Below are 19,704 nucleotides of genomic sequence, written 5' to 3' on the forward strand. Positions count from 1 at the left end.
TCGAGGATTGCGCCACGGGACAGCTGCTCAATGCAGTGCTCCGCGCCGACAGCGAGCAGCGCTAAACCGATGGAAGGGGACTCTCCGCGCGCGGTGGAGCCACGATCCAGGCGAGACCCGCTGAAGCGATGGTGAGTAGCGTGAACATCCAGAGCCGCCCCGTGGAAAGATCGCCAGGTGCGGGCGCAATCGCTGCCAGGCTGTAAGCGATGTTTGCCGCGGTGTGGAAGAGCATGTTGGACAATATATTCCGCCCCCCGCGGTGATACGCCCAGGAAAACAGAAAGCGCAACGCTACCGTGACAATGAAGAAGATGTAGAACGGGGTGTAGCCCTGTATGGCGCCCTTGGTAACGATAAAGAACAGCGGCAGGTGCCAAATGGCCCAGATGGAGCCGAGGATCGCGGTCGAACGCTTGAGCGGGAGAACCGCATCAAGCTTGTCCGACAGAAATGTCCAGCCATATTCCTCCGCCAGCGTCCCGCCCAGCACGAACAAGAACAAATAGCTGAGCGGGAAGTCCGCCAAGGTCATCGTGAACTGCGGCGCTTGACCGATGAAATGCGCATGTGCCAGTTCCACAACGATCGCCAGGATCGGCATCAGGAAGAAGGAAACCAGGAAGACGTCCCATCCCATCCGCGGATCGAGGCCGCGACGAAAAAAGCCTGTCGTTCGGCGAACACCGCCTTCGCTAAACGTCGTTACAGCCGCGCCAATGAATGGCCCGAATGATCCGACGAACATCATCGGCACCAAAGGAAGCGAGACGAGGTGTTTGCTGCTGAGCCAGGCGAGTAGCCAGAATACCCATGCGAACGCAAACGCAACGGCCAGGTAAAGCGTGATCGATCGCGAATTCCGCGTCATGGTACGACTTCCCCTCGTGCCTATCCGAACGGTCAGAATCTGTTTGACTACGACGCATCAATCGCGGACCTGATTGGCAACGACACTCAGCCAGGGATTCCGTTGGCGCTGGGTGTCGCTTGCAATGGCAAGCGAAGTCGAAATGCCCAGCTGCGATCACCTTCTACTTCGGCCCTGCGCTCAGGGCGAGCGGTGGAGGGTCAGCTGAGCTTTGTCGCCAATCAGGATGGTCGATGCGATACCCGTTTTGTCGCTACGGCGCGTTGCACCAAGGACTATGGCGTACCCAGTGCCGAGAGATAAAGGTCCACTTTTAAAGTGAGATAAGGGTCCACTTTTAAATGAATGGCGACACGATGCGACAGCATGGGGACGAACGCATGCGTGATTGTGACAAGCGGTCGAATAGGCGTCTTGAGCGTCAAATTCGACGCCGCCCGCCGCAGAGTTTTTCGCGTTATGCAAAGTGGAAGCGTCCTCTGACTGAATTAGGGCAGTTCGACGGCCCTCGGGATTGCGTCGGTCCGCGCCAGCCAACCGCAATGCTTGCGTCATCTGGTTGAGGGCGTCTGCGTGTGAGCGATCCGGACCCGGTGCGCCGTTGAGGCATGCGGGCTGCCCGCTCGTCCCTGTATTGCGGACGCTCGCCACAAATCTGCGGTCGTCGATCTGTGCAAGAGGGCAAGTTGGATGCGCGGTCATGCAATCGCGCAGATCCTCTGGGAGAATCGAATGACATACAGCCAACGTTTGCCGGGCTTCGGCCTGGGTGCACTCGCCCTCGTTGCGGGCATGCTCGCAACGCCGATTTCCGCTTCTGCCGCCGAGGTGGACGAAACCGCCCGCACCGCCGCGGCGGTGCGGGCCGTGGATCAGCATTGGCTCGAGGCCGAGGAGAGCGGCGATACCGCGTGGCTCGACGACATGCTGCTGCCGGACTACCGCTCGGTGGGCGTGGCAGGCACCTTCGCCACCAAGGCCGCCATCGTGGCCCATGCCGCGAAGAATCGTGGCTCACAGGCGATGAAGCAGCAAGTAACGGCGTGGCAGCAGGCGCATCCGGTGGAGCAGCAGGTGACGCTGCAGGGCGACACCGCGATCATCAGCTTCGTCAGCACCGCGCCGGCCACGAAGGGCAAGCTCTATTCCTCGGACGTGTTCACCTACATCGACGGACATTGGCATGCGCTGTATTCGGCGCACACCGATCTCGGCAAGAGCTGAGCGTGGCGGGATTCAATCCCCGGCCACGCGCACCACCAGCTTGCCTGCATTGCGCCCCTCGAGCAGCCCGATGAAGGCGTCCGGCGCCTGTTCGAGGCCGTCCACCACATCCTCGCGCGTCTTCACCCGGCCTGCCGCGATCCACTCGCCCATTTCGCGGCGGAAATCGGCGAAACGCGTGGCGTAGTGGTCGAGGATCACGAAGCCCTGCATGCGGATGCGCTTCTGCAGCACGGTGGAGAGCAGGGCGGGGCGGTGGTCGGGGCCGGCCGGCGGCGCGCCGTCGTTGTAGTGCGCGATGATGCCGCACACCGGGACGCGGGCATGGTTGTTGAGCAGAGGCAGCACGGCGTCCAGTACTTCGTCGCCCACGCTCTCGAAATAGACGTCGATGCCGTTCGGGCAGACGGCGGCGAGGTGTGCTGCCAGCTGTGGCGCGTGGCGGTCGAGGCAGCTGTCATAGCCAAGTTCTTCCACCGCGAGACGGCACTTGTCCGCGCCGCCGGCGATGCCGATCACGCGCGCGCCCTTGAGCCTGGCCAGCTGGCCCACCACGGCCCCCACCGCACCGGTGGCGGCACCCACCACCACGGTCTCGCCCGGTTGCGGTTGGCCGATGTCGAGCAGGCCGACATAGGCGGTGAACGCAGTCATGCCCAATGCGCCCAGTGCCAAGGAAGGCCGTGGCATGTCGCCCAGCGGCGTGAGGCCGCTGCCGTCGGACAGCGCATAGTCCTGCCAGCCGGCGTTGCCCAGCACCAGGTCGCCGGCGCGGAAATCCGGATGACGCGAGGCCACCACGCGATTCACCGTGCCGCCCACCATCGGCGCGCCGACGGCCACCGCGGGCGCGTAGCTGGCACCTGCGGCGTTCATCAGGTTGCGCATGTAGGGATCGAGCGAGAGATACAGGGTGCGCAGCAGCACCTGGCCGTCCTGGGGTTCGGGTACGGGTGTCTCGTCGAGACGGAAATCCTGCGGCACAGGCTTGCCGTGCGGACGCGCGGCGAGCAGCACGCGACGATTGATGTGGGGAGTTTGCGGCATGGAGTGAGCCCTTTCGAGGGAAATGGCGCGTGTCACCACGCGATGCGCTGGCCGTCGCGCAGCAGCGCGCCGTTGATGCCGGGTTCGGGCTGGCAGGCGGCGGCGACCACGCTGGCGGCGCCGCGTTCCACCGGTCCGCCGCCCGGTCCGCCGAGACCGGTGGCGAGCCAGCCGGGACAGACCGCGTTGACCAGGATGCCGCTGCCGGCCACTTCGGCGGCCAGCGCGCGGGTATAGGCGTTGAGCGCGGCTTTGGAGACGCGGTAGGCGGGATAGCCGATGGCGTCGGGTGCGGTGACGCCGGCGCAGCCACTGGTGACGTTGACGATGCGACCGTAGCGATGCCGGCGCATCAACGGCAGCAGCGCGCTGCTGAGTTGCCACGCGCCGAGCAGATTGGTTTCCAGAGCGGCGCGCACATCGGCGGGCGCGGTGCTTTCGGCACGTGCGTTGCTGTCGGCGTGGCCGCCGGCATTGTTCACCAGCACGTCGAGGCGGCCGTGTTCGCGCTCTATCCAGGCGGCGATTTCGGCGATCTGCCGCGCATCGGTGACGTCCAACGGCACGGCTGCGACGTCACCGGCGATCTGCTTCGCGGCCTGCCGTCCCTTGGCAGGGTCGCGCGCACCCAGCAGCACGCTGTAGCCGCGAGCGGCGAGTTGGCGCGCCACTTCGAAACCCAGCCCGCGGTTTGCGCCGCTCACCAGGGCCACGCGATGCACACCGGGGACGGACGGCGCATCCTGCGCCGCGTGCTGGCGCGGCTTGCTCATGGCACGGCGGCCACCGGGTTGGCGACAGGCGCGCAATGCACGTCATCGCCACAGGCTTGCCAGCCGCCGCCCAGGGCTTTGTAGAGCGCCACCGCACGGGTATCGATGTCCGCCTGCGCCAGCGCCAGCGCATCGTCCGCGGCGAGTTGCACTCGCTGGGCATCGAGCAGTTCGAGGTAGCCGGTGGCGCCTTGTTCGTAGCGCACCTTGGCGAGCTCGGCGGCGTGCTGGCTTTGCTGCGCCTGCGCGAGCAGCTTCTCCACCCGCTCGTGCTGCAGGTTGTAGCCGACCACGGCGTTGTCCACGTCCTCCACGGCTTCCAGCACGGTGCGCCGGTAGTTGGCCTGGGCAGCATCGGTGCGTGCTTCGGCGGCATGCAGTTCGCTGCGCACGCGCTGCACGTTGAGTCCGTTCCAGGTGATGCTCGGGGCGATCGACCATGCACGCGAAGACGGGCCGCCGAAATCGTTGCTGCGCCCGGCGAGGAAGCCGAGGAAGCCGCCCAGCGAGAGATGCGGGAAGAAGTCCGCCTTGGCCACGCCGATGCGCGCGGTGGCTGCGGCGTATTCGCGCTCGGCGACGCGCACGTCGGGCCGGCGCGCCAGCACGTCGCCGGCGGCGCCGATGGGCAGCACGGCGTCGATCGGCTTGAAGGTCTGCGGCGAGACATCGATGTCCAGCGCGCCGGGCTCTTCGCCCAGCAACACGGCGAGGCGGTACGCATCGGCATGCGCCTGCATGTCGAGCAGGGGCAGTTGCGCCTGCGCCGCGCTGAGCTGCGCCTCCGCGCTGGCCACGTCCTGGTCGGAGGCCGTACCCACCTCGGCACGCGCACGGATCAGCTTCAGGGTGTCCTCCTGGTTGGCGATGTCGCGGCGGGCGATTTCCTGGCGCTGCTGCGTACCGCGCAGGTCGAAGTAGTTGCGCGCCACCTCGGCGAACAGGCTCACCTGGGCGTCTTGCAGCCCAGCCTCGCTGGCGCCGAGGTCGGCGCGCGCGGCCTCCACCGAACGGCGCACGCCGCCGAACACGTCGATCTCCCAGCTGGCATCGAAGCCGGCCTGGTAGGCGGTGACCGTGCTGCGCTGGGTATCGAAACCCGGGCTCTGCTCGCGGCTGCGGCTGTATGACACACCGCCCTGGACGTCGGGCAGGTATTGCGACTTGGCGCCGCCGAGCAAGGCGCGCGATTCGGCCAGCCGCGCCTGAGCGATGCGCAGGTCGAGGTTGCCGGCGGCGGCATGCTGGATCAGCGCGTCCAGCACGGGGTCGCCGAACTGCTTCCACCACTGCGCCTGGAATTGCGCGGCGTTTTCGCGCGCCATGTCGATGCCCTGCAGTTGCGGTGCGGACGTGGCCGGAGCCTTGTAGTTCGGGCCGATGCTGACGCAACCGGCCAACACCAGCGCGGCGAACAGCGCGGTTGCCTTGCCCGCCATTCCTGCGAAAGCAGGGCGAGCGTAGCGAGTCTTCCAGCGCCCTTGGACGTCTGAAAGCGAAGTCGCTGTATCCCGGCTTTCGCCGGGATGACGAGCAAGAACGAATCGCTGCGAATCAATCATGTTCGATTTCATCTCAATGTCCCTCCAGCGCCGGCAGGCCGTTCGTTTGCGCGCGCTTGCGCGCTTCGCGGCGTTCGACCAGGGCGCGAATCACGACGTAGAACAGCGGGGTGTAGATCAGCCCGAACAGGGTGACGCCGAGCATGCCGGAGAACACCGCCACGCCCATCGCGTGGCGCATTTCCGCGCCGGCGCCGTGCGAGGTCACCAGCGGCACCACGCCCATGATGAAAGCGATCGAGGTCATCAGGATCGGGCGCAGTCGCAGCTTGGCCGCCTCCAGCACCGCCTCGTGGCGGCTCATGCCTTCGTGCTGACGTTCGCGGGCGAACTCCACGATCAGGATCGCGTTCTTGCACGCCAGGCCTACCAGCACGATCAGGCCGATCTGGGTGAAGATGTTGTTGTCGCCGCCCGACAGCCACACACCGGCGATCGCGGAGAGCAGCACCATCGGCACGATCAGGATCACCGCCAGCGGAAGCGACCAGCTTTCGTACAGCGAGGACAGCACCAGGAACACCAGCAGCACGCACAACGGGAACACCAGTACCGCGGTGTTGCCGGCAAGGATCTGCTGGTAGGTCAGGTCGGTCCACTCGAAGCTCATGCCATTCGGCAGGATCTGCTGCGCCAGCTTCTCCATCGCCGCCTGAGCCTGCCCCGAGCTGTAGCCCGGCGCCGGACCGCCGTTGATTTCGGCAGTCGGGTAGCCGTTGTAATGCTGCACGCGATCCGGGCCGGCGCCATGCGCCACGGTGACGAAGGAACCCAGCGGCACCATGTCGCCACGCGTATTGCGTGTCTTCAGCTGGTTGATGTCTTCGAGGTCGTGACGGAACGAGGGCTCGGCAGACAGGTTTACCTGGTAGGTGCGGCCGAAGCGGTTGAAGTCGTTGACGTAGAGCGAACCGAGGTAAGCCTGCATGGTCTGGTACACGTCGCCCAGGTTCACGCCTTCGGCCTTCGCCTTCTCGCGGTCCACGTTCACGTCCACCTGCGGCACGTTCACCTGGAAGCTGGAGAACAGCCCGGCCAGCGCGGGGTCCTTGCGGCTCGCCGCGATCAGGCTCTGTGTCTGCTTGTACAGTTCGTCGAAGCCGAGCTGACCGCGATCCTCCACCTGCATGCGGAAGCCGCCGATCGTGCCCAGGCCCATCACCGGCGGTGGCGGGAAGATCGCGATGTAGGCGTCCTGGATGGACGCGAACTTTGCGTTCAACGCACCCGCGATGGCGCCGGCAGAAAGCTCCGCGCTGCGCCGTTCATCGAACGGCTTCAGTGTCACGAACACGATGCCGGCATTGGTGCTGTTGGTGAAGCCGTTCACCGACAGGCCGGGGAAGGCCACTGCGCTCTGCACGCCGGGTTGCTTCAGCGCGATTTCGCTCATGCGCTTGATCACGTCCTCGGTGCGGTCCAGCGAGGCAGCGTCCGGCAGCTGCGCGAACGACACCAGATATTGCTTGTCCTGGGTCGGCACGAAGCCGGTAGGCACATGCCAGAAGCCGAACGCGGTGAGCCCGATCAGCACTGCATACAGCACCAGTGCGGCCGCTCCCTTGCCCTGCAGCTTGCGCGTGCCTTCCACGTAACGTTCCGCGCCACGATGGAACAAGCGGTTGAAGGGGCGGAACAGCCAGCCGAACAGACGGTCGATGGCGCGGGTGAGGCGATCCTTCGGCGCACCGTGTGGGAGCAGCAGGATCGCTGCCAGTGCCGGACTCAGGGTCAGCGAATTGAACGCCGAGATCACCGTGGAGATCGCGATGGTCAGCGCGAACTGGCGGTAGAACTCGCCGGTGAGGCCGCTGATGAAAGCGGTGGGGATGAACACCGCGCACAGCACCAGCGCGGTGGCCACGATCGGTCCGGTGACCTCGTGCATCGCCTTGCGCGTGGCTTCCTTCGGCGACTGGCCAAGCTCAATGTGGCGCTCCACGTTCTCCACCACCACGATGGCGTCGTCCACCACGATGCCGATGGCCAGCACCATGCCGAACAGCGACAGTGCGTTGAGTGAGAAGCCCACCACGTACATCACCGCGAACGTGCCGATCAGCGACACGGGCACCGCGATCAGCGGAATGACGGAGGCGCGCCAGGTCTGCAGGAACAGGATCACCACCAGCACCACCAGCAGGATCGCTTCGAGCAGGGTGTGCGCCACCGCCTCGATGGAGCCGCGCACGAACACCGTGGGGTCGTACACGATGTGGTACTCGATGCCCTGCGGGAACTCCTTCTTCAGCTGCGCCATGGTGGCGCGCACTTCGTTGGAGATCTGGATGGCATTGGAGCCCGGCCGCGCGAAGATCGGTATGGCCACCGCCGGCTGGTTGTCCAGCAGGCTGCGCAGCGCGTACTGGTCGGAGCCCAGTTCCACGCGTGCCACGTCGCCCAGGTGCACCACGGCACCGTCGGGGTCGGTGCGCAGCACGATGTTGCGGAAGTCGTCCACCGTGCTCAGGCGGCCCTGCGTGTTGATGTTGAGCTGGAAGTCGGCGTTGCCGCGTACCGGCGGCGCGTTCAGCGCACCGGCGGCCACCTGCACGTTCTGCTCGCGGATCGCGTCCGCCACGTCACCGGTGGTGAGGCCGCGCTGGGCCAGCCTGTCCGGGTTGAGCCATACACGCATGGAGTATTCGCCGGCGCCGAAGATCTGCACGTCGCCCACGCCGTTCAAGCGGTTCAGCACGTCTTTCACGTGCAGCCGCGCGTAGTTCGACAGGTACAGCATGTCGTAGCGCTGGTCGGGCGAGGTGAGGTGCACCACCATGGTGAGGTCGGGCGAACTCTTCTGCGTGGTCACGCCGAGCCGCTGCACTTCTTCGGGCAGGCGCGGCAGCGCCTGCGCCACGCGGTTCTGCACTTCCACCTGGGCGGTATTGAGGTCGGTGCCCAGCGCGAAGGTGACGGTGAGCGTCATCACGCCGTCACTGGTGGCCTGCGAGGAGGTGTAGAGCATGCCTTCCACGCCGTTGATCTGTTCCTCCAGCGGCGTGGCGACGGTCTCGCCGATCACCTTGGGGTTGGCGCCGGGGTAGTTGGCGCGCACTACCACGGTGGGCGGCACCACTTCGGGGTATTCGCTGATCGGCAATTGGAAGACCGCGATGCTGCCGGTGATCACGAACAGCAGCGAAAGCACCGCGGCCATGATGGGCCGGTCGACGAAAAACTGGGCGATGTTTTTCATGGGTATGTCTCGATGACTTCAGGGTGCCGACCCCCTATCCCCTCGGAGGAGAGGGTTTGGGTGAGGGGTCGGGACTTGCCGATGCCTTCAGGCTTCGGCAATGCGTTTTTCAGGTTTCGATGGGTAGGCGGCGCTTGCGTGGGATTGGCTCCCACACCTTGGCTCCTCTCTCCAGCGGGGAGAGGGGCAAGGGCGAGCTCAGCCTTGCGATTCGTGAGCCGGCGGTTTGGTCATCGCCGTACGCGATTTGTCATCGGCCGATTTGTCATCGGCACCGGCTTCCACCACCGCCTTGTCCTGCTTGTCGAGCTGGTAGTCCATCGCCACCTGCTGCGGATTCACTTCGGCGCCGGGACGCACGCGCTGCAGGCCGTTCACCACCACCACGTCGCCGGGCGCCAGGCCGTTGTCGATCACGCGCAGGCCATGGAACAACGCGCCAGTGCTGACCTTGCGGTATTGCACCTTGTGCTGGGCGTCGACCACGTAGACGAACTGGTTGCCGAGGTCGGTGCCCACTGCGCGATCGTCGATCAGCAGGCGCGGCTGCGGCTGGCCGCTCTGCAGGCGGATGCGCGCGTAAAGGCCGGGAGTGAACAGGCTGCCCCTGTTGTCGAACACCGCGCGCAGCCGCATGGTGCCGGAGTCGGTGTGCAGCTGGTTGTCGACGAAGTCGATGCGGCCGGCGTGCGGATAGCCGTTCTCGTCGGATAGTTCCATTGCAGCCTCGACGCGCGGGCTGTTGCCGTCGTGTGCGGCGTCGGCGCGCGCATGGTCGAGCTTCAGCCAGGTGTGTTCGTCCACGTCGAAATACACGTACACGGGGTTCACCGAGACCACACTGGTCAAGACGTCACCGCTGCCGACAAGGTTGCCGGGGGTGATCCGCACATTGCTGACACGGCCGTCGATGGGCGAGCGCACCTCGGTGTAGCCAAGGTTGAGCTTGGCCGTGGCGAGCGCGGCGTCGGCGGCGGCCAGTGCCGCACCGGCGCTTTGCGCGGCCGTGGCCAGGCTGTCGGCTTCCTGCTGTGCGATCGCATGTTGCTCGAGCAGGCGCTGTGCGCGCTGGGCATTAATCTCGGCCAGCGCATGTTCGGCCAGTGCCTGGGTGCGCGTGGCGGTGAGCCGGTCCACTTCGGCCTGGAAGGGACGCGGGTCGATGCGGAACAGCACGTCGCCCTTGTGCACCAGCGCGCCTTCCTTGAACGCCACGGAATCGACGTAGCCGCCCACACGCGGGCGCAACTCCACGCTGTCCACCGCCTGCACGCGGCCGGTGAAGTCGGCGCTGTTGCTTACCGGGCGCACAAGCGCCCGGGCCACGGTCACCTCGGGCAGGGCGGTGCCGGCCCCGACGCCCTGGGCGTGGCTGCCGCCATGCTCTCCGAGCAAGGCCCAACTGCTGGCAACGGTCGCGACGACGAGGCCGGACAGGATCAGGTTCTTCTTCATGTTCACTCTCCCTGAGTGGGGTTCGTGCGGCGATGCAGCACGATGGGGAGGCGAATAATAGATATACCGATGAGTACAGAAAAACCCCATTTCATGAACTCCACTCGTGACAGCCACGCACGAATGACGTCACAATGACATTCATGGAAGATTTTTCGGCAATATCGAGCTTCGTCCGCGTGGTGGAAGCCCGAAGTTTCGCGGCCGCCGCCGTGCAGTTGGGCATGACCCCATCCGGGGTAAGCCGCGCCGTATCGCGGCTGGAAGAGCAGATCGGGGTGCGCCTGCTGTTCCGCAGCACGCGGGCGCTGCGGCTCACCGACGACGGCGAGTCGTTCTACCAGCGCTGCAAGGCGATCCTGGCCGATCTCGGCGAAGCGGTGGATGCGCTGAACTACGCGCGCACCAAGCCCAGCGGCAAGTTGCGCGTGGCGGTGAACGTCTCGGTGGGGCGCGCTGCATTGATCCCGAACCTGGCCGATTTCGAGGCGCGCTACCCGGACATCCGGCTGGAGCTGTCGATGAGCGACCGCAACATCGGCCTGATCGAAGAAGGTATCGATTGCGCGATCCGCATGGGCGAACTGGAGGACTCCAACCTGATCGCCCGCAAGCTGGGCTACTTCAGCAACGTGCTCTGCGCCGCACCCGCGTACCTGGCGCGGCACGGCACGCCGGTCACCATCGAGGACCTGAAGCAGCATCGCTGCATCAACTACGTCTATCCCACCAACGGCCGCGCCTACCAGTGGCAGTTCGACACGCCGGACGGCCGCATCGCGCTGGAGGTGGACGCGCACCTGTTGATCAACGATGGCGAGTCGGTGATCCAGGCGGCGATGGCGGGGCTGGGCATCATCCAGGTGCCGCACTGGTTGGCCGCCTGCGCCATCGGCATGGGCAAGCTGCAGGTGATCATGGAGGACGCCATCTGCACCGGTTCACCGGTGTGGCTGGTCTACCCGCAGAAGAAGCACCTGTCCGCGCGCGTGCAGGCCTTCCTCGAATGGGTGCACGAGCTGTTCGAGCGCACCAACCTGCCTGCCTGCAAGCTGGGTATGGCGCTGCCGCCCAAGGGCACCGTTCAGGCGCCCGGCGACATCAACGGCAGTGCTGCTCAAACGCCCGCCGGCATCAACAACAGCAAGGCCGCGCCAAGCGCGATGCGGTAGACCGCGAATACCGTGAAGCGATGCGTGCGGATGTAGCCCAGCAGCCACTTCACCGCGATGAAGCCCACGATCAGCGAGACCAGGAAGCCCACGCCCAATGCGGTCCAGTCTTCATGCGCCGCACCGCCGCTCTTCCATACCTTCAACAGCTCATAGCCGGTAGCCGCGTACATGGTCGGGATGCCGACCAGGAAGGCGAATTCGGTGGCGGCGGCGCGGTTGCTGGTACCGAACAGCATGGCGGCGAAGATGGTGGCGCCGGAGCGCGAGGTGCCCGGGAACACGCCCGCCACCATCTGCGCGATGCCCACCAGGATCGCCACCGTCCAGGTCACCTCGCGGCGGTCCGGTTGGCGTGCGGCCAGCGCTTCCGCCGCGATCATCCAGAAGCCGCCGATGATCAAGGCCCAGGCGATAGGCGTCACCGTTTCCGGCAGCTTGAAGCCGTAATGCGTGACGAACAGGCCCAGCACGCAGGTGATCAGGAACGCCACCGTCAGCTTGAACAGATAGTCGCGCGTGGTCGGGTCGCGCCATTGCGTCAGCAATTGCCAGATGCGCTTCCAGTACACCAGGGTGATGGCCAGGATCGCACCGGCCTGGATGCCCACGTTGAACAGATCCGAACGTGCGCCCAGCCAGTGCTCGGCGATCAGCAGGTGGCCGGTAGAGGAGATCGGCAGGAATTCGGTGATGCCCTCGATGATGCCGAGCAGGATGATGTTGAGCAGGTCGGTCACGGGTGCGCTCCGTCAGGTGGACGTGCCGATAGCGGCAAGAAAAGAGATGTAGCTTAAATGCAGTCCGCGACTTCCCGATGTCATGCTTTGGCGGATCCTGGGGCCGGTTGCGAGATGCAAGTCGGGCTTTGCCAAGATCCAAACTGGTGCAACACCCGTTCGTTTTTGCCCCGTAATGGGGTTTCCCCTGATCATTGCCGCTGCATAATCCATTGCTGGCAAAGGCTTTGTGCGCATGGCATGGCCTTTGCTCTCAACCGGTCATCAACCACCACGAGGTTCCGCCATGACTGCCCAGAAAGTGCTCGACCTGATCGTTGAACACGAGGTCGAGTTCGTCGACTTCCGCTTCGCCGACATGCTTGGCAAGCACCACCACGTCACTTTCCCGGCGCACGCCATCGACGAGTCGACCTTCGAGGACGGCAAGATGTTCGACGGCTCCTCGATCACCGGCTGGAAGGGCATCAACGAGTCGGACATGATCCTGATGCCCGACCCGGAGACCGCCTACCTAGACCCGTTCAGCCAGCACACCCAGCTGATCCTGCATTGCGACGTGCTGGAGCCCAGCACCCTGCAGGCCTATGGCCGCGACCCGCGCTCGATCGCCAAGCGCGGCGAGGCCTACCTCAAGTCCACCGGCATCGCCGACACCGCCTTCTTCGGGCCGGAGCCGGAGTTCTTCATCTTCGACTCGGTGCGCTGGCAGAACGACATGGGTCGCGTGTTCTACGAGATCGAGTCGAACGAGGCCGCGTGGAGCACGCGCTTCAAGTACGAAGACGGCAACATGGGCCATCGTCCCGGGGTGAAGGGCGGCTACTTCCCGGTGTCGCCGGTGGACACGCTGGGCGACCTGCGCGCCGACATGTGCAAGGTGCTGGAGTCGCTGGGCCAGAAGGTCGAGGTGCACCACCACGAGGTGGCCAATGCCGGCCAGTGCGAGATCGGCGTGAGGTTCAACACGCTGGTTCAGAAGGCCGACGAGCTGATGACGATGAAGTACGTCATCAAGAACGTGGCGCACCAGAACGGCAAGACCGTCACCTTCATGCCCAAGCCCATCGTGGGCGACAACGGCAGCGGCATGCACGTGCACCAGTCGCTGGCAAAGAACGGCGAGAACCTGTTCGCCGGCGACCTCTACGGCGGCCTCAGCCAGACCGCGCTGTGGTACATCGGCGGCATCTTCAAGCACGCCAAGGCGATCAACGCCTTCGCCAACTCCACCACCAACAGCTACAAGCGCCTGGTGCCGGGCTTCGAGGCGCCGGTGATGCTGGCGTATTCCGCGCGCAACCGCTCGGCGAGCTGCCGCATTCCCTACGTGGCGAGCCCGAAGGGCCGTCGCATCGAGGTGCGCTTCCCCGACCCGATGAACTCCGGCTACCTGGTGTTCACCGCGCTGATGATGGCCGGCCTCGACGGCATCCTCAACAAGATCGACCCGGGCGCGCCGGCCGACAAGGACCTCTACGACCTGCCGCCGGAAGAAGAGAAGAACATCCCGCAGGTGTGCTCCAGCCTCGACCAGGCGCTGGAGGCGCTGGACAAGGACCGCGACTTCCTCAAGGCCGGCGGCGTGTTCACCGACGACTTCATCGACGCCTACATCGCGGTGAAGATGCAGGAAGTCACCCGCTACCGCGCCAGCACGCACCCGCTGGAGTTCCAGATGTACTACGCGCTCTGACCGGCGGAAGGAAGGGACGACGAGCACACGCTGCTCGTCGTCTCGTCTCGTGTCAGTGTTGCCCGATCACCGATTTGGGCGGCCGTGCGTGCAGGTATCGGCTGGGTTTGCGCGCACGAAATCAGCGATCCAATTGGTTTCCCAAGTACGATCGTCGTAAGAGAACGACTGCTCCCATCGAGCATGGTCGGGATCGAGCTTGGTCCACAGGAAGCGTACTTTCACCGGCTGACCTTGGTCCTGGTCTTCGCCATAGAACTCGCCGTGGTTGCCGTGGAAGCCGCCAACCATGGCGGGGCTCATCCTGCCATCGGCACTGCTTATCCAGTAGATCGACCACTGCCGCTTGGCAGGATCGAACAAGCGCAGGGTCAGACCGGCCCAGCCCTTGGTCGGAAAATACAGCTCGTCCACCGTGGCTTTGCCGTCGAGATACTCGGTCATGCACAGCGTGGCCGGGAACGCTTCCCAAGGTCCCTTGCTGCCCACATCACGCTTGACCAGCCGGCGTTGCCGAGTCGTCCAGGCGCCCTGGAAATAGTCGAAATCGTGCGGGTCGCCGGTGTACGCCATCGTGTAACCGGGAGGGAGTACTGCGACTGATGCTGCAGACATGGCGGCGGAGGCTTGCATGGACGCCATGCACACCAGCAGCAGACCGGCTGCCGAGAAGTATGAAATCGGATTTCGGCGGAAAGGCTTCATGTGGATGCTCCATGGGCTGGCAGGGCAACGGGGTCGCAACGATCGGGACACACGGCAGCACCGCATGTGCGTCAACCCGGTCTGACGTGCAGCTGGGTGCCGTCGCTGCATGGTTGCTTTCGCACCTTAGGCCCGGCAGTGGCTCGCACGAATAGCCACTACATCAAACATTGCCATGACCACTCAAAGGGGTCGGACAGCTCGTGTCCCCCTCAGGTGCATGGGCTGTTGGTGGCTGCTGTCGGCGGTACCTGACCTTCTCGCCAACTAGAACCCTGGACAGAACTCCAAAGTCTGTACGTTTTAGCGCCCCATGGTTTGTGCATTTAACCGCGTGCCGACACAGACTATCGCGTCTATTAAGACGCATAACCTGTGCGTGTTCTTTGGGTCAATGAGTTATCTATGGTGCGGATTTGCAAAAGCGCCCCGATATGACACCCATAGTGTGCAATGGGACGGCACTAAAGCCGGTCTAGTGGGCCAGTCGTATAACGGACGGACTGCTCAACATGGGTAGCTCAGCAGCTCATCCTGATGCCGGAAGATGCATTTTCCGAAGTTCATTCATGAATTCCGCGCGTATTTCAGGCCCACCTTCTTTCAAGGTGCGAGCCCGCCCTTGTAATTTTGAAGTGGGCAAATATTCGTGTCCCCATGCAGCCATTTCCAACAGAAGAGGAACCAGTGCGATGCCTTTCTCCGTAAGGCTATAAATCGCCTTCTGTTTATGGGTGGGGTCATCGGACTTGGTGATGATCCCTTGTTCGACAAGCTTTCGAAGTCGGTCGGCAAGGATATTCGATGCGATTCCCTCCAAAGATTTGGTCAGGAGTTCGCGGAAATGCCTTCGATTAACGAAAACGATGTCGCGGATGACGAGCAAAGTCCATTGATCGCCAAGCACTTCGAGCGTTTGGTTGATGACGCATTCGGATCTATGACTCGTGCGCACGCTGCTTCCAACTCGAATGGACAGTCCGTCGCCATTCTACGACAATAAAACCAGTTGCAAACAACAACTGGTTGTACTATCGTCCCATCCGTCGCGATGCGAGCTCCGTCCAGCTGGCGCTCGCGTGGAGGGCTGCGTTGTCAGGAACCTGGGGATCGGAACTGAAACTTCGTGGGAGGCAAAAATATGAACATGTTCAAGCAGCTGCGCTGTCTCTGGATGCCTTGCGCTACGGTGTTTGCTCTGACTTGCTTTGGCAATGCCTTCGCTCAGGTGAGCTACCAAGTTACCGATCTGGGCGTTCCGAAGAATGACAATTATTCGATGGTCATGTCCGTCAACGACGAGGGTTGGTCGGAGATCATGGCTGGGAACTTTCTTCCGGGGCAGGGGGATTCGCTATCCGGGGTACCCTTAAACGGACGCGCACTGATAAACGTCGACGGATACTACGTCGACCTCGGCACGCTCGGCGGACCGAACAGTTGGATGAACTTCGGCGAGATCAACGACCTCGCGCAGGTAGTGGGTGATTCCGAAACGGCTGTCCCGGACCCGAACGGCGAAGACATTTGCGGATTCGGCACCCACCTTACGTGTCTTCCGTTTCTTTGGCAGCCCTTCCAGATGAGCGCCCTCCCAACACTAGGCGGAAATAACGGGGAGGCGAGCGCGATTAACAACCATGGACAAATCGTTGGAATGGCAGAAAACGGTGCGGTGGATACCTCATGCCAGGCTGGCACCACTAATAATCGAGTTCAACTGCCGGTGTTGTGGGAAAACGGCAAGGCCCACGCGCTTCCTACGGTGGATGGCGATCCAGACGGGTTCGCATTTTGGATCAACGATCTTGGTCAGGCCGTAGGCTACTCGGGAAACTGCAGCGGACCCATTCACGGCATATTGTGGGAAAACCGCACTGCGTCTGCGCTTTCTGACCTCGGAACCGGCGGCTTCGGTGAGAACATCAACAACCAGGGCCAAATCGTCGGAACCGTCGGTAGTGCTGACGGAACTACCCAAACTGGCGCGATTTGGCAGATTGTCAAAGGCACAGGCACCACCAAACTCACCACGGTGCTCGGACTCCTGCCGGGAGATGTTGCGGGCATAGCCTTCGGCAACAACAACCAGGGCCAAGTAGTGGGGGGTGAGTGGAACTCCAACTTCTACTGGTCTCATGCCTTCATCTGGCAGAACGGCGTGATGACCGACCTCAACACGCTGTTCCCTGCCGGTCCCAGCCTGTTCGCGACCTTCGCCGCCAAAATCAATAGCCGCGGACAAATCGGAGGCATGGCAATCGTGTGCAGCGGGCCGCACCAGGGCGAGATGCACGCGTTTCTAGCAACCCCGGTGAAGCAAAGTGCTGGTGAATCGATTGCTCAGGCCGCGCCCAATTGCCTGGAATCCAATTTCCCCGCAGCGGATGCCGTCAGTCGACTTTTGAAGAAATCCGGACCCGGCGGCCAATTCGTGCGGTAACGAGCGCTTTCGAAGCGTAATCGAACGGCACTCGCGACAACGACCAAGCGCTTAATGGGCAGGTCACGACCGGGAATATGCCCCTTTTGAGCGCCTTGACGGCGTTAAGCCACGAGTCGTGGCTTAACGCCTTTTGCGAACCGGTCCAAGCCTGCCCCGATCCAAGACCGAGCGATATGCTGCCAAGAAGGCAAATGCATCGCTGTTCGCGTCGAATGAGATTTCGCGGGATTGACCCCGTGGTCTGGCGTGTGATTTGCCGATACGTCGTACCAACCGCCCGTTTGGTTCGCGACGGGGTTAAGTTGCCGCGACAAGGTCAAGCAATGCAAGACTGCCAATCTGTCTGCCATTGCACCATTTCCGCGCACGTCCCATGATGGTGCAATGCGCAACGAAGCATGGCAGACGTGGGCGGAGCAGCTGACGACCGGAATAACCAAGGTCGACGCTGACTTGCGCGTGCGCTGGCTCAACGGTGCGCTGGCCGAGTTGCTGGGCAGCGGCATGCGCAGCGCGGTCGGGCAGCCACTGGCTTTGTGGCTGCGTGCGCCGGACGAACTGGCGCAGGCGCGGCGCGCGCTGGACGAATCGCGCTTCGTGCAGTTGCGCGAAGCGACGCTTTCCGCGTTCGACGAGCGCACGTTGCAGGCTGATATCGCCCTCCAGCCCGACGACGATGGCGGCCTGCTGCTCGAGGTGCATCCGCTGGCCGAGCGCTCGCGCACGGCGTCGCCGTTGTCCGCCACGCTGCGCGGCTTCGCGCACGAGGTGAAGAACCCGCTGGCCGGCCTGCGCGGGGCGGCGCAGTTGCTGCAGCGTCGCGTCGATGGCGCGGAGTTGCAGGCGCTGGCAGGTCTGATCATCGACGAGGCGGATCGCCTCGCCGCGCTGGCGAACCGTCTGCTGCATCACGATGGCGCCGTCCGGCTGGGTGCGGTAGGCATCCACCAACTGCTCGACCGCCTGAGTGACTTGCTGCAGGCCGAACCTTCGCCGCCGCGCCTGCGCCACGATTACGACCCCAGCCTGCCCGACGTGCATGGCGACGCGGATCGCCTGCAACAGGTGTTTCTCAACCTTGCGCGCAACGCGGTGGAAGCGGGTGCGCGCACGCTGATTTTGCGCACGCGGGCGGAGCATGGCGTGCGTGCCGGCGCGCGCGTGCTGCGCAGCGCCTTGCGCGTGGACGTGATCGACGATGGCCGCGGCGTGCCGGCGGAATTGCGCGACACGCTGTTCGAGCCCCTGGTGTCGGGCCGCGCCGATGGCACGGGCCTTGGTCTGGCGCTGTCGCGCGAAATCGTCCGCGAACATGGCGGCGAGCTGCGCTGCACCAGCCGTCCGGGCGAGACGGTGTTTTCGCTGTACCTGCCGTTGGAGCGTGGGCATGAATGACGAAATCTGGATAGCCGACGACGATCGCGGCGTGCGCTTCGTGCTGGCCGCGGCATTGCGCGATGCCGGGCTCGCGGTGCGCGAATTCGACACGGTCGATGCGGTGCGGGCGGCGCTTCGCAAGAGCCGGCCCGCGCTGCTCGTCACCGACGTGCGCATGCCGGGCGAAAGCGGCTTGACCCTGCTCGAAGAACTCAAGGCGCAGGGCATCGGCCCGGTGATCGTGATGAGCGCGTTCACCGACGTGGCTACCACGGCTGCGGCCTATCGCGCGGGCGCGGCGGATTACCTGGCCAAGCCCTTCGACCTCGACCAGGCGGTGGCCACGGTGCGCCGCGTGCTGGCCGACGGTGCTCAATCCGCGGCACCGGCCCAGTCGACGGTGGCCACGCATGCGCTGCTCGGCGAAAGCGCACCGATGCGCGAAGTGTTCCGCCTGATTGGTCGCGTGGCCGCCAGCGACCTCAACGTGCTGGTCACCGGCGAAACCGGCACCGGCAAGGAGCTGGTGGCGCGTGCGCTGCACGAGGAGAGCGCGCGGCGCGACCGTGCCTTCGTGGCGCTCAACACCGCGGCGATTCCCTCCGAATTGCTGGAGAGCGAATTGTTCGGCCACGAGGCGGGTGCCTTCACCGGTGCGCAGCGACGGGTGACGGGCCGCTTCGAGCAGGCCGAAGGCGGCATGCTGTTCCTCGACGAAATCGGCGACATGCCGCTGGCGCTGCAGACGCGCCTGCTGCGCGTGCTCGCCGGCGGCGAGTTCTACCGCGTGGGCGGCCGCGAGCTGATCCGCTGCAATGTGCGCATCGTGGCCGCCACCCACCAGGATCTGGACGCGCGGGTGGCCAGCGGACAATTCCGCGCCGATCTCAAGCACCGGCTCGACGTGGTGCGCATCGCACTGCCCGCGCTGCGCGAACGACGCGCGGACATTCCGCTGCTGGGCCAACACTTTCTTGCCGCTGCCGCGCAGGAGCTCAAGCTGCCCCCCAAGCGTTTCGCCAGGGCCACGCTGAAGGCGCTCGCGCAACGCGATTTCCCCGGCAACGTACGCGAACTGGAAAATCTCTGCCGTCGCTTGGCGGTGATCGCACCCGGCGCGGAAATCCTGCCGGCGGATCTTGGTGCCTCGCCATCGTCCGGTGTCGCAGGCGATTGGAGCGATGCGTTGCGCACCTGGGCCGAGCAAGCCTTGGCCGATGGCGAGGCCGACATCCACGTCCGCGCCCGTGAGGCGCTCGATCGAGTACTGCTGGAAGCGGCCTTGGCCGCGCATGGCGGTCATCGGCAGAACGCGGCGGCGGCTCTGGGGGTAGGCCGCAACACGCTTACGCGCAAGTTGGGTGCATCGCGACAGCGCAGGCGGTGATTCCGCTTCCGCCGGTCGCGCACAGGAGATGTCGATCCCGTGCATGACAG

Annotated in this window: 15 protein-coding genes; 6 read left to right on the plus strand and 9 right to left on the minus strand. The window is 64.4% G+C overall.

Features of this window, described 5'->3' with window-relative positions; genetic code table 11:
- Positions 1 to 61: 61 nt before the first annotated feature.
- Entirely contained in the window at positions 62 to 871 is an 810-nt protein-coding gene (locus tag ISP25_RS13720; protein ID WP_404614618.1) for a hypothetical protein, read from the minus strand.
- A 732-nt stretch (positions 872 to 1,603) separates the two neighbouring features.
- Here ISP25_RS13720 and ISP25_RS13725 point away from each other — a divergent pair.
- Complete coding sequence (locus ISP25_RS13725; protein WP_404614620.1) at positions 1,604 to 2,095, plus strand: nuclear transport factor 2 family protein; 492 nt, start codon at positions 1,604 to 1,606, stop codon at positions 2,093 to 2,095.
- Positions 2,096 to 2,107: 12 nt separating this feature from the next.
- Here the strand turns inward: ISP25_RS13725 and ISP25_RS13730 are convergent, their stop codons facing one another.
- The 5 genes from ISP25_RS13730 to ISP25_RS13750 form a co-directional block, all read right to left on the minus strand.
- The gene (locus tag ISP25_RS13730; protein ID WP_404614622.1) at positions 2,108 to 3,142 is read right to left on the minus strand and encodes an NADP-dependent oxidoreductase; all 1,035 of its coding nucleotides are present in this window, start codon (positions 3,140 to 3,142) and stop codon (positions 2,108 to 2,110) included.
- 32 nt (positions 3,143 to 3,174) lie between these two features.
- Positions 3,175 to 3,915 (minus strand): SDR family NAD(P)-dependent oxidoreductase, encoded by a 741-nt coding sequence (locus ISP25_RS13735; protein ID WP_404614624.1) that lies wholly within the window; start codon positions 3,913 to 3,915, stop codon positions 3,175 to 3,177.
- Positions 3,912 to 5,354 carry an efflux transporter outer membrane subunit gene (locus ISP25_RS13740; protein WP_404614626.1) on the minus strand — a complete coding sequence of 481 codons (1,443 nt, stop codon included), beginning with the start codon at positions 5,352 to 5,354 and terminating at the stop codon, positions 3,912 to 3,914. Before ISP25_RS13740 ends, ISP25_RS13735 begins: the two co-directional genes overlap by 4 nt.
- Positions 5,355 to 5,490: 136 nt before the next feature.
- Entirely contained in the window at positions 5,491 to 8,676 is a 3,186-nt protein-coding gene (locus tag ISP25_RS13745; RefSeq protein ID WP_404614628.1) for an efflux RND transporter permease subunit, read from the minus strand.
- Positions 8,677 to 8,874: 198 nt separating this feature from the next.
- The gene (locus ISP25_RS13750; RefSeq protein WP_404614630.1) at positions 8,875 to 10,131 is read right to left on the minus strand and encodes an efflux RND transporter periplasmic adaptor subunit; all 1,257 of its coding nucleotides are present in this window, start codon (positions 10,129 to 10,131) and stop codon (positions 8,875 to 8,877) included.
- Between the two features lie 143 nt (positions 10,132 to 10,274).
- Here ISP25_RS13750 and ISP25_RS13755 point away from each other — a divergent pair, with 143 nt between their 5' ends.
- A complete protein-coding gene (locus ISP25_RS13755) occupies positions 10,275 to 11,303 on the plus strand; it encodes a LysR family transcriptional regulator (protein ID WP_404614632.1) in 1,029 nt (342 codons plus the stop codon).
- Here ISP25_RS13755 and ISP25_RS13760 read toward each other — a convergent pair.
- Positions 11,249 to 12,043 (minus strand): undecaprenyl-diphosphate phosphatase, encoded by a 795-nt coding sequence (locus tag ISP25_RS13760; protein WP_404614633.1) that lies wholly within the window; start codon positions 12,041 to 12,043, stop codon positions 11,249 to 11,251. The genes ISP25_RS13755 and ISP25_RS13760 overlap by 55 nt on opposite strands.
- A gap of 286 nt (positions 12,044 to 12,329) precedes the next feature.
- Here ISP25_RS13760 and glnA point away from each other — a divergent pair, with 286 nt between their 5' ends.
- Positions 12,330 to 13,739: a type I glutamate--ammonia ligase gene (glnA, locus tag ISP25_RS13765; RefSeq protein ID WP_192159224.1), complete on the plus strand. Its 1,410-nt coding sequence runs from the start codon at positions 12,330 to 12,332 to the stop codon at positions 13,737 to 13,739.
- A 66-nt stretch (positions 13,740 to 13,805) separates the two neighbouring features.
- On the opposite strand, the gene ISP25_RS13770 is transcribed toward glnA, so the two are convergent.
- Positions 13,806 to 14,444, minus strand: a complete 639-nt coding sequence (locus tag ISP25_RS13770; RefSeq protein WP_404614635.1) for a hypothetical protein — start codon at positions 14,442 to 14,444, stop codon at positions 13,806 to 13,808.
- A gap of 529 nt (positions 14,445 to 14,973) precedes the next feature.
- On the minus strand, positions 14,974 to 15,399 hold the full coding sequence (locus tag ISP25_RS13775; RefSeq protein ID WP_192159228.1) for a winged helix-turn-helix transcriptional regulator: 426 nt from the start codon (positions 15,397 to 15,399) through the stop codon (positions 14,974 to 14,976).
- 186 nt (positions 15,400 to 15,585) lie between these two features.
- Between ISP25_RS13775 and ISP25_RS13780 the strand changes: the two genes are divergently transcribed.
- From ISP25_RS13780 to ntrC, 3 genes are all read left to right on the plus strand, one after another.
- Positions 15,586 to 16,887, plus strand: a complete 1,302-nt coding sequence (locus ISP25_RS13780) for a hypothetical protein (protein ID WP_404614637.1) — start codon at positions 15,586 to 15,588, stop codon at positions 16,885 to 16,887.
- Between the two features lie 387 nt (positions 16,888 to 17,274).
- A complete protein-coding gene (locus tag ISP25_RS13785) occupies positions 17,275 to 18,285 on the plus strand; it encodes a two-component system sensor histidine kinase NtrB (RefSeq protein WP_404614639.1) in 1,011 nt (336 codons plus the stop codon).
- The gene (ntrC, locus tag ISP25_RS13790) at positions 18,278 to 19,654 is read left to right on the plus strand and encodes a nitrogen regulation protein NR(I) (RefSeq protein ID WP_404614640.1); all 1,377 of its coding nucleotides are present in this window, start codon (positions 18,278 to 18,280) and stop codon (positions 19,652 to 19,654) included. The genes ISP25_RS13785 and ntrC overlap by 8 nt, the downstream gene beginning before the upstream one ends.
- Positions 19,655 to 19,704: the final 50 nt, after the last annotated feature.

It is taken from the genome of Rhodanobacter hydrolyticus (genome assembly GCF_044904645.1).

What these genes read in the sequence shown, in the direction of transcription:
- ISP25_RS13720 (WP_404614618.1), bottom strand. Translation starts at nt 871, where the DNA reads ATGACGCGGAATTCGCGATCGATCACGCTTTACCTGGCCGTTGCGTTT.
- ISP25_RS13725 (WP_404614620.1), top strand. Translation starts at nt 1,604, where the DNA reads ATGACATACAGCCAACGTTTGCCGGGCTTCGGCCTGGGTGCACTCGCC.
- ISP25_RS13730 (WP_404614622.1), bottom strand. Translation starts at nt 3,142, where the DNA reads ATGCCGCAAACTCCCCACATCAATCGTCGCGTGCTGCTCGCCGCGCGT.
- ISP25_RS13735 (WP_404614624.1), bottom strand. Translation starts at nt 3,915, where the DNA reads ATGAGCAAGCCGCGCCAGCACGCGGCGCAGGATGCGCCGTCCGTCCCC.
- ISP25_RS13740 (WP_404614626.1), bottom strand. Translation starts at nt 5,354, where the DNA reads ATGGCGGGCAAGGCAACCGCGCTGTTCGCCGCGCTGGTGTTGGCCGGT.
- ISP25_RS13745 (WP_404614628.1), bottom strand. Translation starts at nt 8,676, where the DNA reads ATGAAAAACATCGCCCAGTTTTTCGTCGACCGGCCCATCATGGCCGCG.
- ISP25_RS13750 (WP_404614630.1), bottom strand. Translation starts at nt 10,131, where the DNA reads ATGAAGAAGAACCTGATCCTGTCCGGCCTCGTCGTCGCGACCGTTGCC.
- ISP25_RS13755 (WP_404614632.1), top strand. Translation starts at nt 10,275, where the DNA reads ATGGAAGATTTTTCGGCAATATCGAGCTTCGTCCGCGTGGTGGAAGCC.
- glnA (WP_192159224.1), top strand. Translation starts at nt 12,330, where the DNA reads ATGACTGCCCAGAAAGTGCTCGACCTGATCGTTGAACACGAGGTCGAG.
- ISP25_RS13770 (WP_404614635.1), bottom strand. Translation starts at nt 14,444, where the DNA reads ATGAAGCCTTTCCGCCGAAATCCGATTTCATACTTCTCGGCAGCCGGT.
- ISP25_RS13780 (WP_404614637.1), top strand. Translation starts at nt 15,586, where the DNA reads ATGAACATGTTCAAGCAGCTGCGCTGTCTCTGGATGCCTTGCGCTACG.
- ISP25_RS13785 (WP_404614639.1), top strand. Translation starts at nt 17,275, where the DNA reads ATGCGCAACGAAGCATGGCAGACGTGGGCGGAGCAGCTGACGACCGGA.
- ntrC (WP_404614640.1), top strand. Translation starts at nt 18,278, where the DNA reads ATGAATGACGAAATCTGGATAGCCGACGACGATCGCGGCGTGCGCTTC.